At 71.3% G+C, this 14824-nt stretch carries 14 protein-coding genes; 4 read left to right on the forward strand and 10 right to left on the reverse strand.

Annotated elements, in window-relative coordinates:
• Positions 1-33: 33 nt before the first annotated feature.
• Positions 34-582 carry a cysteine hydrolase family protein gene (locus tag VT52_RS19830; RefSeq protein WP_046422567.1) on the reverse strand — a complete coding sequence of 183 codons (549 nt, stop codon included), beginning with the start codon at positions 580-582 and terminating at the stop codon, positions 34-36.
• A 52-nt stretch (positions 583-634) separates the two neighbouring features.
• Between VT52_RS19830 and VT52_RS19835 the strand changes: the two genes are divergently transcribed.
• The gene (locus VT52_RS19835; RefSeq protein ID WP_206306565.1) at positions 635-1195 is read left to right on the forward strand and encodes a GNAT family N-acetyltransferase; all 561 of its coding nucleotides are present in this window, start codon (positions 635-637) and stop codon (positions 1193-1195) included.
• Here the strand turns inward: VT52_RS19835 and VT52_RS19840 are convergent.
• The 9 genes from VT52_RS19840 to VT52_RS19880 all read right to left on the reverse strand — a co-directional run bounded on the left by VT52_RS19840 (position 1184) and on the right by VT52_RS19880 (position 11814).
• Complete coding sequence (locus VT52_RS19840) at positions 1184-2758, reverse strand: type IV secretory system conjugative DNA transfer family protein (protein WP_046422569.1); 1575 nt, start codon at positions 2756-2758, stop codon at positions 1184-1186. The two genes, VT52_RS19835 and VT52_RS19840, sit on opposite strands and share 12 nt — an antisense overlap.
• A gap of 13 nt (positions 2759-2771) precedes the next feature.
• Positions 2772-4184, reverse strand: coding sequence for an ATP-binding protein (locus VT52_RS19845; RefSeq protein ID WP_046422571.1), 1413 nt, complete (start codon positions 4182-4184; stop codon positions 2772-2774).
• 14 nt (positions 4185-4198) lie between these two features.
• Entirely contained in the window at positions 4199-5740 is a 1542-nt protein-coding gene (locus tag VT52_RS19850) for an SCO6880 family protein (protein WP_107481390.1), read from the reverse strand.
• A gap of 14 nt (positions 5741-5754) precedes the next feature.
• Positions 5755-7077 carry a hypothetical protein gene (locus VT52_RS19855; protein ID WP_079175137.1) on the reverse strand — a complete coding sequence of 441 codons (1323 nt, stop codon included), beginning with the start codon at positions 7075-7077 and terminating at the stop codon, positions 5755-5757.
• Positions 7067-7897, reverse strand: a complete 831-nt coding sequence (locus tag VT52_RS19860; protein WP_046422574.1) for a DUF8175 domain-containg protein — start codon at positions 7895-7897, stop codon at positions 7067-7069. The genes VT52_RS19855 and VT52_RS19860 overlap by 11 nt, the downstream gene beginning before the upstream one ends.
• 124 nt (positions 7898-8021) lie before the next feature.
• Positions 8022-8330: a hypothetical protein gene (locus tag VT52_RS19865; RefSeq protein WP_014673544.1), complete on the reverse strand. Its 309-nt coding sequence runs from the start codon at positions 8328-8330 to the stop codon at positions 8022-8024.
• 359 nt (positions 8331-8689) lie between these two features.
• Complete coding sequence (locus tag VT52_RS19870) at positions 8690-9985, reverse strand: S53 family peptidase (protein WP_046422575.1); 1296 nt, start codon at positions 9983-9985, stop codon at positions 8690-8692.
• 386 nt (positions 9986-10371) lie between these two features.
• Positions 10372-10869, reverse strand: a complete 498-nt coding sequence (locus tag VT52_RS37070) for a hypothetical protein (RefSeq protein ID WP_046422576.1) — start codon at positions 10867-10869, stop codon at positions 10372-10374.
• 342 nt (positions 10870-11211) lie between these two features.
• Positions 11212-11814 carry a TetR/AcrR family transcriptional regulator gene (locus VT52_RS19880; protein ID WP_046422577.1) on the reverse strand — a complete coding sequence of 201 codons (603 nt, stop codon included), beginning with the start codon at positions 11812-11814 and terminating at the stop codon, positions 11212-11214.
• A 111-nt stretch (positions 11815-11925) separates the two neighbouring features.
• Between VT52_RS19880 and VT52_RS19885 the strand changes: the two genes are divergently transcribed.
• The 3 genes from VT52_RS19885 (at position 11926) to VT52_RS19895 (ending at position 14726) form a co-directional block, all read left to right on the forward strand.
• Positions 11926-12849 carry an oxidoreductase gene (locus VT52_RS19885; protein WP_046422578.1) on the forward strand — a complete coding sequence of 308 codons (924 nt, stop codon included), beginning with the start codon at positions 11926-11928 and terminating at the stop codon, positions 12847-12849.
• 139 nt (positions 12850-12988) lie between these two features.
• Positions 12989-13816 carry an SDR family oxidoreductase gene (locus VT52_RS19890; protein ID WP_079175138.1) on the forward strand — a complete coding sequence of 276 codons (828 nt, stop codon included), beginning with the start codon at positions 12989-12991 and terminating at the stop codon, positions 13814-13816.
• A gap of 139 nt (positions 13817-13955) precedes the next feature.
• Entirely contained in the window at positions 13956-14726 is a 771-nt protein-coding gene (locus VT52_RS19895) for a trypsin-like serine peptidase (RefSeq protein ID WP_046422579.1), read from the forward strand.
• Positions 14727-14824: the final 98 nt, after the last annotated feature.

The following is a 14824-nucleotide window of genomic DNA, read 5'->3' on the forward strand; positions in this document are numbered from 1 at the left end:
TGGTGCGGGGGCTTTCTGCGTTCAGGGACAAATTCAGAAGGTCACATCGGCCGTCTTCACCGTGCCGGCCTCACGGCCCGGCGCCGACTGGGCGCTCCAGTACAGATTGGTGTGCGCGATCACCTGCTCCGGGGTCGGGGCCCCGTGCGCCGTGAGGTCCTCCGTGGTGTGGGCATCGGCGACCAGCACCGCGTCGTAACCGCGGACCAGGGCCCCGTGCAACGTGGAGCGGACACAGCAATCGGTCTGCGCGCCCGTCACCAGCAGCCGGCCCACCCCGTGCTCGGCGAGTACGGACTCGAGCGCGGTGTCCTCGAAGGAGTCCGGGTAACTCTTGGCGACCAGCGGCTCGGTGTCGAGTCGCTTCAGCTCGGAGACGTACTCCCAGCTCTCCGTACCCGCCACCAGGTCCTCGTCCTGGTGCTGCACCCACACCACCGGGACACCCGCCGAGCGGGCCCTGTCGATCAGGGTGTTGATGTTCGCGAGGACGTCGTCCAGAACCGGCGCGCCGGCGACGACTCCGTTCTGGACGTCGATGACGAGCACCGCGGTACCAGGTCGTTCCTGAAGTGTGGTCATGCGGCCAGATTATGGGATGCCGAGTGCCTGTCGCAGCACTACGGTGGCGGGCATGACCAGGTTGACCAGCGAAGACTATGTCGTGCGAGCCATCCGCCCCGCGGAGTGGGAGAAGGTGAGGAACCTGCGGCTGGACGCGCTGCGGGATCCGGCCGCACCGCTCGCCTTCCTGGAGGGTTACGAGGAGGCCGCCGCGAAGGCCGACCTCTTCTGGCAGGACCGCGCGGCGGGGTCGGGTGAGGGGTCGGCGACGGCGCGGCAGTTCATCGCCGAGCTGCCCGACGGGTCATGGGCCGGATCGCTGACCGTGCTGATGGAAGAGGCCGGCACCGAGGACTGGGCCGGGTTCCCGGTCGAGCGCCGGCAGGGGCATGTCGTCGGTGTGTACGTGCGGCCCGAACACCGGGGCAACGGGCTGATCAAGGCCATGTTCGACGCGGGTGTCACCTGGGCGTGGGGGCGCGGCGCCGAGCGGGTCCGGCTGCTGGTGCACGAGGACAACGAGCGGGCGCAGGGTGCCTATCGCAAGACGGGGTTCGGGCCGAGCGGGGTGCGGGTGCCGTTCGTGAAGGACGCGGCCCGGCACCAGCTGGAGTTCGTCCTAGACCGTTAGCCCGGGGAGGCCGGGCAGACCCGGCAGCTCCTGGTGCGGCCAGCGGGCGCGGGCCTGTTCACGGGAGCGGAACAGCGCGAACGCCGGCAGGCCCTGTTCGTCCCCGGCGGCCAGCAGGTCCGGGAGCTGGGGGAAGGGCGCGACGGCGGCGATGTCGTCCAGGACCAGCGTCAGTGGTGGGTCGAGCCGACCGGAGGATGACCGTGCGGCCATGTGCCGGCCGTGCTCGACCACGCTGGAGACGAGGGCCGTCAGGAGGGGCATCGCGCCGGGCGCGCTCCTCGGGTCCTCGATGGATTCACCGACTACGTAAAGCGTGCCCCCTTCGTCGGCAAAGGAATCCAAGGCGAGCGCATCAGTTCGGTTTGGGGTGCATGCCTCGCGGATGTTGACCGTCGAGAGCGCGGCGAGCGCCCTGCCGGTCAACTCCTGTGCGATGTCCCGGCGCTCGGGATGCGCGGTGAGGGCGGCCTCCAGTTCCCCGGCGGCCCCGGCGGCGGCCTTGGGATGGGTGCGCAGGGTGCGTACGGCGTCCTGTACCTGGCTGCCCTGGGACCAGCGGTGGACATGGCGGACCGTGCGGTTCTCCAGGGCGGCGGCGTGCAGATAGCTGCGCAGGAGGGTGGTCGCCGTGTCCACCAGGGCCTGGTCGATGCGGGCGGTGGGCCGCACGGGGGCGAGGAGCGCGGTCGCGCGCTGGAGCGCGGTCTGCTTGTCCGCGCAGCCGGCCGTGGGGGACCAGTGCAGGCGGGCCGGGGTGTCGCAGCGGTGCGCCGGGTCGTAGAGGTGGGTGGGGCCCAGCTTGGCCCTGGCGTCCTTGGTCTCCGCCCACAGGGACGGGTTCGAGGTGACGACGATGACGGGCCCCGCCGCGTCCCGCACGGCCTGGGCGGCTGCCGTACGACGGGTGTCCGGCGGCGCGATGAGGATCTTCTCCCGCCCGGCCATGGGCCGTCCTTTGGCCGGAGGGTGGGCCGACGGGGGCTCGGCGGGCGACTGCTCGACCGCGACCGGCGCCTGCGGGGCCTGCGGCGCCTGCGGCATCTCGTGCCGCTGCACCGGAACGTCGTACCGCTGCGGCGCCTCCACGGGTGCCACGACCGCGGTGGACGGCTCAGGCGGGGACGCCGGCTCCGGCTTCGGCTCCGGTACCGCCTTTTCCGCGCCGGCCCGCGCTCGCGCCCGGCCCGCCCGCCATCGAGCCACCGTCCCCAGCACGAACACGGTGGCGACGAACAGGACCATCAGCTCGGCGATGAACAGCCCCCAGAACAGGCCCCAGCCCGAGAGTCCGGACGCGGGGGTGTCCGGCCAGGCGCCGGCGAGGTCGTGGGGCCGGCTGAGCAGGTGGCGCATGGCCATGGGGGTGCGCGGGAAGGTGACGTCCGCGGGCCAGGCGCCGTGGGCGAAGAGGGCCGCGAGGCCGGTGGCCGTCCACACCAGCACGGTGATGCCGAGCAGGAAGGCGAGGATGCCGAGCAGCAGCCCGTCGGGGATGCCGCCCTGTCCCTGCCTCTCCTGCGGCCGCCGGTTCTCCCGGGGTGCGCGAGCGTCCGGTCCCACCTGCCGTGCCTCCCTACGCCACCGTCGACTCGGAGTCGCCGAGGTGCTGTTCCACGAAGGCCGCGGCCCGCTGCTCAGCCTCCAGTTCCGCGGCGCGCAGGACGTCGTCCGGGGCGTGGTCGCTGGAGGACTCGGTCATCGCGCGGTCGGTGAAGACCAGCGGGCGTTCGGACTCGGTGATGAGGTGCTTGACCACCTGGACGTTGCCGTTGACGTCCCAGACCGCGATGCCCGGGGTCAGCGTCGGGATGATCTCGACGGCCCAGCGCGGCAGGCCGAGGACGCGGCCGGTGGCCCGTGCCTCGTCGGCCTTCTGGGCATAGATCGTTCTGGTCGAGGCCATCTTCAGGATCGCCGCCGCCTCCTTGGCGGCCGCGCCGTCCACCACGTCGGAGAGATGGTGGACGACGGCCACGAAGGACAGGCCGAGGCGTCGGCCGAACTTCAGCAGGCGCTGGAACAGCTGGGCGACGAACGGGCTGTTGATGATGTGCCAGGCCTCTTCGACCAGGAAGATGCGCTTCTTGCGGTCGGGCCGGATCCAGGTGTGCTCCAGCCACACGCCGACGATCGCCATCAGGATGGGCATGGCGATGGAGTTGCGGTCGATGTGCGAGAGGTCGAAGACGATGAGCGGGGCGTCGAGGTCGATGCCGACCGTGGTCGGGCCGTCGAACATGCCGCGCAGGTCACCGTCGACCAGCCGGTCCAGGACCAGGGCGACGTCCAGGCCCCAGGCCCGTACGTCGTCCAGGGCGACGTTCATCGCCTCGGCGGACTCCGGCTCGGGGTGCCGTAGCTGCTCCACGATGTCGGTGAGGACCGGCTGGCGGTCCACGATGGTCTCGTTGACGTAGGAGTGGGCGACCTTGAGGGCGAAGCCGGAGCGCTCGTCCAGGCCGTGGCCCAGCGCCACCTCGATGATGGTGCGCAGCAGTGCCAGCTGGCCGGTGGTGGTGATCGCCGGGTCCAGCGGGTTGAGGCGGATGCCGTGGTCCAGGGCGGCCGTGGGGTCCAGCCGGATCGGCGTTATCCCCAGCTCCTCGGCGATGAGGTTCCACTCGCCGACCCCGTCCTCGCCCTGTGCGTCCAGGACGACGACCTGGCGGTCGCGGAAGCGCAGCTGGCGCAGCACGTACGTCTTCTCCAGCGCCGACTTGCCGTTGCCGGACTCGCCGAGGACCAGCCAGTGCGGGGCCGGGAGCTGCTGGCCGTAGAGCTGGAAGGGGTCGTAGATGTAACCCTTCCCGGAGTAGACCTCGCGGCCGATGATGACGCCGGAGTCCCCGAGGCCGGGCGCGGCGGTGGGCAGGTAGACCGCCTGGGCCTGGCCCGTGGAGGTGCGCACCGGCAGCCGGGTCGTCTCGACCTTCCCGAAGAGGAAGGAGGTGAACGCCTCGGTGAGGACGGACAGCGGATCCCGCATCGGCGAATCAGCCCCTACCTTCGGATGCCGGTGGCGAAAGGAAGTGTGTTCACGAAGGCGCGGTGGTGCTCCCGGTCGCACCACTCCAGCTTGAGGTACGACTTGCCTGCCGAGGCCCTTATCGTCCGCTTGTCGCGGGCGAGGGACTCCGGGGTACGGGCGGAGACGGTGATGTAGCCGACCAGGTTGACGCCCGCGGCGCCGCTCGCGAGGTCCTCGCCGCGCTGGTCGAGGCGGTTGTGCGCGGCGATGTCGCGGGGGTCGACGGTGCGGTTCATCTTGGCGGCGCGGGACGCCTCGGCCACGTCGTTCGTCTTCTCGGTCAGCATGCGCTCGATGGCGACCTCGGTGGGTTCGAGGTCCATGGTGACCGCGACCGTGCGGATGACGTCCGGGGTGTGCACCAGCAGCGGCGCCAGGAAGTTCACGCCGACCGGGGTCATCGGCCACTCCTTGACCCAGGCGGTGGCGTGGCACCAGGGGGCGCGGGTGGTGGACTCGCGGGTCTTGGCCTGGAGGAACGTCGGCTCGGTGGCGTCCAGTTCGGCCGGCCAGGCGTTGCGCCGGGTCATCGCCTGGATGTGGTCGATGGGGTGGTCCGGGTCGTACATGGAGTGGATCAGGGAGGCGAGCCGGCCCTGGCCGAGCGGCTGGCGGACGCGGATGTCGGCTTCCTGGAGGCGTGAGCAGATGTCGGTCAGCTCACGGGCCATGACGACGGCGAGCCCGGCGTCCCGGTCGAGTTTGCGGCCGGACTGGGGGCGGGCGGCGCGGGCCATCGCCTGTGCCTCGGCGGCCAGTTCACGGCTGTGGTGCATACAGGCGACGAGGTAGGCGCGGTGCTGCTCGCTGCTCGTGGACACCATCGACTGGAGCTGGTCGTACGACCGCTGGAGCCAGGCCGGGGAGCGGTTGTCGCCGCGCTGGGCGACGTCCTTGGCGTGTGCGTCGGGGTCGGCGGGCAGGGTGCGGGCGAGCATCTGGAGCCGGGTGACGAAGCCGTCGCCGTTGGCGACGTGCTTGAGCAGCGTGCCGAACCGGTCGACCAGGGCCTCCTGGTCCTCGGAGTCGCGCAGGCCGACGCCGGGGCCCTCGATCTCGATGGCCGCGGTGACGGTCTTGCGGTCGGCGTGCAGCAGTACGGCGATCTCGTCCGGCCCGAAGGGCGCGGCGAGCCAGCTGATGCGGCCGATGCCGGGCGGCGGTCCGATCTCCACCTCCTCGCCGCCGATGCGGGTGCCGGCCTCCATGACGCCGGCGCGGTAGGTGGCGCCGCGTTTGACGGTGCGCTTGAAACTGCGGTTGATCTCGAACCACTTGTAGAACGTGCGGCGCTTGTACGGCACGTACACCGCGGCGAGCGCGAGCATCGGGAAGCCCATCAGCAGCACGATCCGCAGTGAGAGCGTCGGCACCAGGAGGCCGCACATCATGCCGAGGAACGCGCCGACGATGATCAGCGCGATCTCTCCGGACTCGCGGTTGCGGCCGACGATCGCGTTCGGCCGGGCGCGGCCGATGAGATACGTACGGCGGGGCGTGACCGGATGGGACATGTGGGACTCGGTCGTCAACGCCCTTCACCTCCCGTGCGGTTGTTGCGGGTGTTGCCTGCGTGCGGGGTGCTGACCGGGCTGGGCGCCCGAGGCGCGGGGGTGGCGGAGGGGACGGCCCCGCCGCCCCCTCCGGGGGTACGGCTGCTGTGCGCGGCGACGCCGCCGGTGGCGGGGTTGGCCGGGCGGGGGGTGCTGGAACCGCCGCCGCTCTGTGCCGCGTTGCTGTCGGCGCGGGTGCTGTGGGTCTTGATGCCCTGCGCGACGAGGGAGGCGGGGGAGCTGATGACGGCCGCGGCCTTGCCCTCGGCGCCCTGCATGATCCGGTTGTTGCGGCCGGCCGCGATCTCGTCGCCGAAGCCGGGCACGAAGCGGTAGATCACGGCGCTGGCGAAGATGGCGAGCAGGATGATCGCGAGGCCGGAGACGACGGCGGAGAAGGCGTCGGGTCCGTTGCCGGAGGAGAGGGCGCCGGCGAGGCCGAGGACGATCACGATCACCGGTTTGACCAGGATGACGGCGATCATGATGCCGGCCCAGCGCCTGACGTGGCCCCACATGTTCTTGTCGACGAGCCCCGCGTAGACGACGGTGCCGAGGAGGGCGCCGACGTAGAGGAGGGCGGCGCGGATGACCAGCTCCAGCCAGAGGACGCCGGCGGCGAGGATGCTCACCAGGGAGACGACGATCAGCATGATGGGGCCGCCGCCGATGTCGGTGCCCTTGCTCAGCGCGCCGGAGAACGTCCCGAAGAACGTGTCCGCCTGGTCGCCGGTGGCCTTCGCCAGGACGTCGGTCACGCTGTCCGTCGCGGAGACGACGGTGTACAGGATCAGCGGTGTGAACGCCGAGGCCATCACCGTCAGCCAGAGGAACCCGACGGCCTCGGAGATCGCGGTCGTCAACGGCACACCGCGCACCGCGCGCTTGGCGACGGCGAGGAGCCAGAGCAGGAGCGTGAGGATGGTCGACGCGGCGAAGACGATGGCGTACTGCTGGAGGAACTTCTGATTGGTGAAGTCGACGTTCGCGGTGTCCTTGACGGCGGCGCTGAGCTTCCCGATGGTCCACGAAGCGGCCTTGGCACAGCCCTGAGCGAGGGCGGAGAGGGGGTCGAGGGTGTCGGTGAGGGGGTTGGAACCGGAACCGGTGCCGCCCTTGGAGCCGTTGCCCTGTTCGCAGTACTGCTTGGCTGGGCCACGCACCAGGTCACAGTGATCGCTGCCAGTGGTGGGTGACGGGGACGGAGCGGCAAACGCACGAGTGGCCAGAAGCACCGTGGCCGTCTGCAGAGAGCCGAGCAAAGCAGTGATCTTGAGGAAGCGGTGGTTAGCGCGCATACGTGAACCCTCCGTACTCCTCGACGGCCTTCGTCATGTCCGTGGCGGTGGAGGCCTGCTGATCGCGGCCCACGGGAACGGGGCCGTCCTTTTGCTGGAAGTCGCTGACCTTCCAGTCGTTGTCGACCCACTTCAGTTCGTAGGTCGTGGTGTACCAGCTCTCGGTCACAGGGTTGGTTGAGGCATCGCCCGCGAGACCGAACAGCGAGGTGTACCAGACAGCGACCGTGGCGGAGTCCTCGGAGAAGGCAGTGGTCTTGGTCCCTACGGGAACGACCCGGGAGATGAAGGTCTCGCCCTTCGGAGCGGTGCCGTCCCTCGTCAGGCCGATATTGGAGAGGAACTTCGTGCTTGTGTACGCAGTGTCCAGCGCCGATTGTCTGTCTGCGGCGGCAGCCGGGGCGTACAACCTGTCGACGAGCGCGTGCCGCGCTGCGGTGTTGAACATGTCGGTGGACCCCAACGCCACCGAATAGTTCGCGGCCGCACTCTCTGCTCCTTGTTGTGTCTGGGCGAAGCCTGAGGGGATACCCGCCGTTTTGGTGTTCACCGGACGGGTGCCCGTGGGGGAGGTGGGGGACGTGTGGGGCTGGGAGGGTTTGGGGGGCGAGCTGGTCGCGGACGAGTGGTCTCCGCGGTTCGCGAACGCGATCGCCGCGATCAGCAGGACGACCACCCCGACGACCGTGACGACCCCTCGGGACGGCGAGCGGCCGGGGCGGCGGGGCGCGCCGCCGTAGGGGTCGTGCTCGGGGAGGCGCGTACGGGTGTGCCCCGTGCCGCCGTAGTCGGAGTAGCCCTGCTCGTCTCCGTGACTCATGCCGTGTGCGCCCCCTCCACCTCGTAGACGTACGACGGTAGCCGTGCTGGTTCCCGCGCGGGCGGGGTGTGGTGACTCGACATCAGGGAGACGCAACCTCTAAGGGGAGGAGAACACGGGTGCGCTAGACCGCCATGCCGTACACGATGGTGAACAGCGTGCCCAGGGAACCGATGATGAAGACCCCGGTGAGGCCGGCGATGATCAGGCCCTTGCCCTGCTCCGCGCTGAACGTGTCGCGCAGTGCCGTCGCCCCGATGCGCTGTTTGGCCGCACCCCAGACCGCGATGCCGAGGCACAGCAGGATGGCCACCGCCATCACCACCTCGATCATCACCTTGGCCTCGTTGCCCAGGCTGCCGAAGGGCCCCCAGTCCGGAGCGATCCCGCCGATGATGGTGTTGATGTCTCCCTTGTCGGCCGCAAAGAGCATGTAAGTCACCGCCCCTGGTGGGTAGTTCCGCAAGCCCTCTGCGGTGTGCAGAGGCCAGGTCTCATTGTCGCCGACAACACCGCCGTCGTATGTCGACTTGACGTCATTGACTGGAGGGTTTCGTACGAATACCTCGTATGGTCACTCTGTGTATCACGGCAGGTCACCCCGGGCAACGAGGTCCGACCGGAACCTGCCACGTGGTTCCGTCGTTGACCCCCTTTACGCCCTGGCCCGGATGGTGACGACCGGTCGGGTGAGGAGCCGCTTCGATGGTCTCACGCGCGGGCTCCGCAACGCGGCCGAGGCCCCGGCGGCGGATGCCACCGGGGCCTGCGGACGTACGGGTTGACGAGCGGTCAGCCGGTGAAGGCGGAGACGCCCTCGGGGGTGCCGACGCCGGTCGGGCCGTCGTACCCCGACCGGGCGGTGCAGAGGTAGCTGGGGCTGCAGGAGCCGTTGCTGCCGCTGGTGACGTCGTTCAGGGCGGAGGTGCCGGCCTTGGCGTACGGGAACGCGGCCGGGTAGCTGCCGCTGCTCGGGGTGCCCGCCAGGGCGTAGACCGAGGCGATGATCGGCGAGCTGGCGCTGGTGCCGCCGAAGGTGTAGAAGCCGGCGGTGACGCCGTAGGAGTCGTAGACGGAGACGCCGGTCGCGGGGTCGGCCACGGCGGACACGTCGGAGACGGTGCGCTCGGCGCAGCCGGTGTCGGTCTGCCAGGACGGCTTGGGGTCGTAGGCGGAGCAGCCGGAGCCGGTGCCCTCGGTGCTGGAGGTGTTCCAGACCGTCTCCGACCAGCCGCGGCTGGTGGAGGACTTGGACAGGGCGGTACCGCCGACGGCGGTCACGTACTGGGAGGCGGCGGGGTACTCCGCGCCGTAGCCCCCGTCGCCCGCGGAGACGGTGATGGCGACGCCCGGGTGCTTGAAGTACTTGGTGTCGTAGCCGGTGTCGGAGGAGGACTCCGAGCCGCCGTAGCTGTTGGAGACGTACTTGGCGCCCAGCGCCACCGCTTCGTTGACGGCGGTGCCGAGGTTGGTCATGGTCGCCGACTTGGCCTCCACGAGGAGGATGTTGCAGTTCGGGCAGGTCGCGCTGACCATGTCGAGGTCCAGGGATATCTCCTCGGACCAGCCGGCGTCGCTCCTGGGCAGCGAGGTGGTGGAGCCGGTCTGGCTGACCTGCTTGAAGCAGCCGTTGGCCTTGGTGCAGGCGGACAGGCCGTAGTAGGAGCGGTACTTGGCGAGATCCGCCTCGGCGTTCGGGTCGTTGTAGGCGTCCACGATGGCGACGGTCTCACCGGAGCCCTTGGACGCGGCGGCGGAGGTGAGGCCGTAGGCCGACTGGAGGTCGGACGGGCCGTAGCCGGAGGGCGTCGCGGCCTTGGGCGTGATGCCGTCGGCGGCCTGCTGCTTCTGGAAGGCGGTGAGCCCGCCGGTCACCCGCAGCGAGTTGCAGGCGAGTTCGCCCTTGTGCTTGGGGGTCGCGCAGGGGGTCTTGGCCCAGGTCGCCTTGGCCGGTGCGGCGGTGGCGGCGTCGGCCTGGACGGCGGTGCCGAACCCGGCGAGGGCCAGCGTGGCGGCGGCCGCGAAGGCGGCGCCGGCACGGCGTCTGCGACCGGGGGCCGTGGTTTTGGCGGTGGGGGACGTACGCATGTGTGCAGCCTCCAGGTGCTCCGGACATGGGGAGGGAACAGGGGCGTTGCTGGTGCGTGCGGCGGTACGACGAAGACGATGACTTGTTGAGTACGTGACAACAAGAGCGTGCGGCCCACCGGTGGGAATCCTGGCTTCCGCCTTACTCGCCGTTGTCGTCGTCTTGACCCAAATCACAGGTAACGGAAGGGAAACGAGGCGGAGAGGGGGGAGGGAGAGAAGGCGACGGGGAGGGGTGCTCCCTGAAACGGCCGGAGGGCGGATCGCGGCTGGTTGCCGTGATCCGCCCTCCTCTTTTCCCTGCCGCCGAGGGGACCCCACGTCCCCCTCTGTGCCGGCGGCGCCCCCGTGACCCGACGGGGTGGTCATGCCCTCGGTTCGGCTGCTCAGCCCGGGAGGGCGGCCGTGCCCTCGGGGGTGCCCAGGCCGGTCGGGCCGTCGTAGCCGGACCGGGCGGTGCAGAGGTAGTTGGTGTCGGAGGAGGACTCCGTGCCGCCGTAGCTGTCGGAGACGTACTTCGCGCCCGGCTTCACGGCCTCGTCGGCCGCGGTGCCGAGGTCCGGGGAGCCGTAGCCGGTCGGGGTGCCGGAGGTGGCGTCGGGCTTGATCGTCGCGGGCGCGACGCCCTTGACGATCGTGGCCTGCTTCTCCATGAAGGCGGTGGTGCCACCGGTCACGCGCAGCGCGTCGCAGGAGGCGTAGCCCTTCTCGGGGGCCGTGCCGCACGCGTTCGTGGTCCGCACATGGGCCTTGGCGACCTGGGCTGCGATCGTCCGGGCGCCGACCTTGTGGGGAGTGGTGGCGTCCGCCTGCGCGGTGGCCCAGGCGGCCGAGCCGGCCCGGCGCCGTCTGCCGCATATGTGAGGGGTGTTGGTCGTGCGCAAGGTACAGCCTCCGGGAGTGGCGGGGAGAGGCCCGCGGTGCGGTGCCGCCGTCGTGCTCGCCGGTGGGGGCGGCGGCCCGCGACGACCATTGCTTGTTGAGTACGCGACAACAAGGGGCTTTCGGATTTCTGACCCCCGCGTTACCCAAATGCGGTGCCCGGCTTACCGGTCAATGGCGGGGCGATGGCGGGAAGATGACCGACTCGGCAGGTCAAGCGGGGTGCGGGAGGGCATGGTCGGGCAAGCGGACCGTGTCCGTGGTGAGTCGGGGGAGGGGACCGCGCCCGCGTCGGGCCGGGGAAGTGGTCCGTGCCCGCCCGTGATCGGGTGGCTGCCCTTCGCTCAGCGGGGCTTGAGGCCGTACAGCAGCAGATGCACGTGCTCGTCCAGGCCGGCCACGGTCTCGTCCGCGTCCAGCGCGCAGGCGGCGATCAGGGCGGCCAGGCCGTGCAGATTGGCGGCGGCGGCCAGCGCGATGCGCTCGGGGTCGCCGTCGACGATCTCGCCGCTCGCCTGGGCGTCCGCGAACAGCCGGGTGAGGGAGCCGAAGGTGCGGTCGACCGCCGCGCCGAACCGCGCCGAACCGTCCGGGCGGTGCTTGCGCGCGAACATCAGCTCCAGCAGCTCGGGATGCTCGACGGCGAAGCCGAGGTAGGCCCGCGCGATCTCCGTCATGCGCCGCTCGAAGCCGGGGCCCGCGCCGTACGCCTCGGCGAGGGCGCTGTCCAGCCGCTCGTACCCCTCCATCGCCAGGGCGTCGAGCAGGGCCTGCTTGTCCTTGAAGTGCCGGCCCGGTGCCGCGTGACTGACGCCGATGTCCCGGGCCAGTTCGCGCAGCGACAGCGCGCCGGCCCCCTTCTCCCGCAGGGTGCGCTCGGCGCTCCGGAGCAGGGCGGCGCGCAGGTCTCCGTGGTGGTAGGGGCGGCTCGCGGGCATGCGCACCATCGTATCCCGATGTAGACGGCGTCATCATTGGCGGCCGGTCCGGCGCGGGGGCCTGGAGACGCCGTCATTGTTGTCATTGACAGCATTGTAGTCGGTGCCTACATTGAGGTCATGGCTGAGACGAGCGGCGCGCGCGGTGCGCGCAAGTGGAACGTGAACCGCATCCCCGACCAGACCGGCCGCACGGCCGTGATCACCGGCGCCAACAGCGGCCTCGGCCTGGTGACGGCCGAGGCGCTGGCGCGGGCCGGCGCGCACGTGGTGTTCGCCGTACGGGACGTCGCGCGGGGCGACGCCGCCGCGGCGCGGGTGCCCGGCAGCACCGAGGTGCGCCGGCTCGACCTCGCGGACCTGGACTCGGTGCGTGCCTTCGCCGCCGGCTGGGACCGCCCGCTGGACCTCCTGATCAACAACGCCGGTGTGATGATGCTGCCGGAGCAGCGCACCGCGCAGGGCTTCGAGCGGCAGTTCGGCACCAACCACCTCGGGCACTTCGCGCTGACGAACCTGCTGCTGCCGTACGTCACCGACCGCGTGGTGACGCTGGCCTCCGCCGCGCACCGCTGGGGCGATCAGCGCATCAGCTTCGAGGACGTGAACCTGCGCGGCCGCTACACCCCGACGCGCGCGTACGCCCAGTCCAAGCTGGCGAACCTCCTGTTCACCCTGGAACTCCAGCGCCGTCTGGCCGAGACCGGATCCGCGGTGCGGGCGTTCGCCGCCCACCCCGGCTACGCCGCCACCAACCTCCAGAGCCACCACGCGAACCCCCTGGCCCGGATGGGCATGGCCGTCGCCAACCGGGTGGTCGCCCAGAGCGATCGGGCCGGCGCGCTGCCCACGCTCTTCGCGGCCACCCAGGACCTGCCCGGCGCGGCCTACGTCGGCCCCGACGGCCTCGGCGAGTTCCGCGGCGCCCCGACCCTGGTCGCCCGCAGCGCGGCGGCCGGCGATCCGGAGTCGGCGCGGCGGCTGTGGACGCTGTCGGAGGAGCTGACGGGTGTGGAGTGGAAGGCGGCCGACGGGAACGGATGAGGGCGGGGGAGGCCGCCGGCGGGAACGCGTGAGGGCGGGGGAGGGGAAACCCGCGGGGGACCGGATACGGTGCGGGTAAGGGATTCCCCGGAACTTTCCGGGAATCGTCAGAACGCACCACGGACCGAGACCGATCCCCATGACCTCGGCAGACACGGGCGACAGCAGCACCGGCCCGGTGAACGGCGGTACCCCCGCGCCCGGCGGCGGCCCCGCGACCTTCCGGCTCGACGGCCGAACGGCCCTCGTGACGGGATCGGCGCGTGGCCTCGGCCTGGAGATGGCGCGCGGCCTGGCCGGGGCCGGCGCGCGGGTGGTCCTCAACGGCCGTGACCCGGCGGCCCTCGCCGCGGCGGCCGAGCGGCTGCGGGCGGACGGCGGGTACGACATCGCGACCGCCGCGTTCGACGTCACGGACCGGGCGGCCGCGGAGGCGGCGGTCGAGGAGCTGGGCGATCTCGACATCCTTGTCAACAACGTCGGCCACCGGGACCCGCGGGGCGTGGCGGAGATGACGCCCGGGGACCTGAACGCGCTGCTCGACGTCCATCTGACCTCGGCCTACGCGCTGAGCCAGATGGTGGCCCGGTCGCCGGCCGCGCGCGGGGTGCCGGGCCGCATCATCAACGTGTGCTCGGTGGTGGGGCAGTTGGGCCGTACGGGTGATGCCGGCTACGCGACCGCGAAGGCGGGCCTGGACGGCCTGACCCGGGCTCTCGCGGCGGACCTCGGGCCGAGCGGTACGACCGTCAACTCGGTCGCGCCGGGCACCTTCGCCACCGAGGCCGGCGCCGAACCGGCGGCCGATCCCGAGCGGGAGCGCTGGCTGCGGACCCGTACCGCGCTCGGGCGCTGGGGCCGGCCGGAGGAGATCGCCGGGGTCGTCGTCTTCCTGGCGAGCGACGCGGCGTCCTTCATCACCGGGCAGACCATCGCGGTGGACGGCGGGATGACGACGACGTTCTGACGCGGGGCGACCGGTGGGGAGGCGGCCTTCGCGGGGGGACAGTAGCGTGGTGCGCGCACCGGCCATCGGGAGGTTTCTGCGGGAATTCTCAGCGAAGTCGGAGCGGGATTCTCACCTTCGTGAGACAGAGTGAGGGCTGATGAAGCGCATCTCACGCATCTCGGTCACCTCGCGTCCCGCGTTGCTCGGGGCGGTGGTGATGCTCGCCCTGACGTCGGCGTCCGTGGCTTCCGCCGATGACGGGCCGGGACCCTTCGGGGTCACCGCGGACGCGGTCGCGTCCGTGCGCGGGGCCCGGGTGGGCGCGCTGTTCGGCGCGGACCGGGCGGGGCGGCCGGCCGGCGGTCACTTCTGCACGGCCTCGGTGGTGCACAGCCCCCGGGGCGACCTCATCGCCACCGCCGCGCACTGTGTGAGCGACCAGGACCGGGACCTGGTGTTCGTGCCGGGCTACCGCAACGGGCGTGCGCCGTACGGTGCGTGGCGGGTGACCCGGCGCTTCCTGCCGGACAACTGGGCGAAGGACCAGGACGAGGACAGCGACGTCGCCCTCGCCACGGTGGCCGATCTCGGCGGGCGGACCATCGAACAGGTGGTCGGCGGCAACCGCTTCGTCACCGGCGCGACGACCGGCGCGACGGCGGTGACGGTCACCGGTTATCCCGACTCCCGCGAACTCCCCATCCGCTGCACCAACAAGCCCCGCCGCCAGAGCGCCACCCAGCAGCGCATCTACTGTCCCTCCTTCTCCGGCGGCACCAGCGGCAGTCCCTGGATCAACGGCGACCACCAGGTGGTCGGCATCCTCGGCGGCCACGAGGAGGGCGGCTCCACGGACGACGTGTCGTACAGCGTGGTGCTGAGCGCGGAGGCGGCGGAGCTGTACCGGGACGCGACGACGGCCGGGTGACCGCGGCGGACGTCCGGGGGCGGTAGGGGGCCTCCTCGTTCCTCCTGCCCGCCTCCCTCCCCGCTGTCGAACCACCGTGTCCCGGACGGGCGTTCTCG

The sequence above is a fragment of the Streptomyces malaysiense genome, assembly GCF_000980885.2.
Lineage (GTDB): Bacteria > Actinomycetota > Actinomycetes > Streptomycetales > Streptomycetaceae > Streptomyces > Streptomyces malaysiense.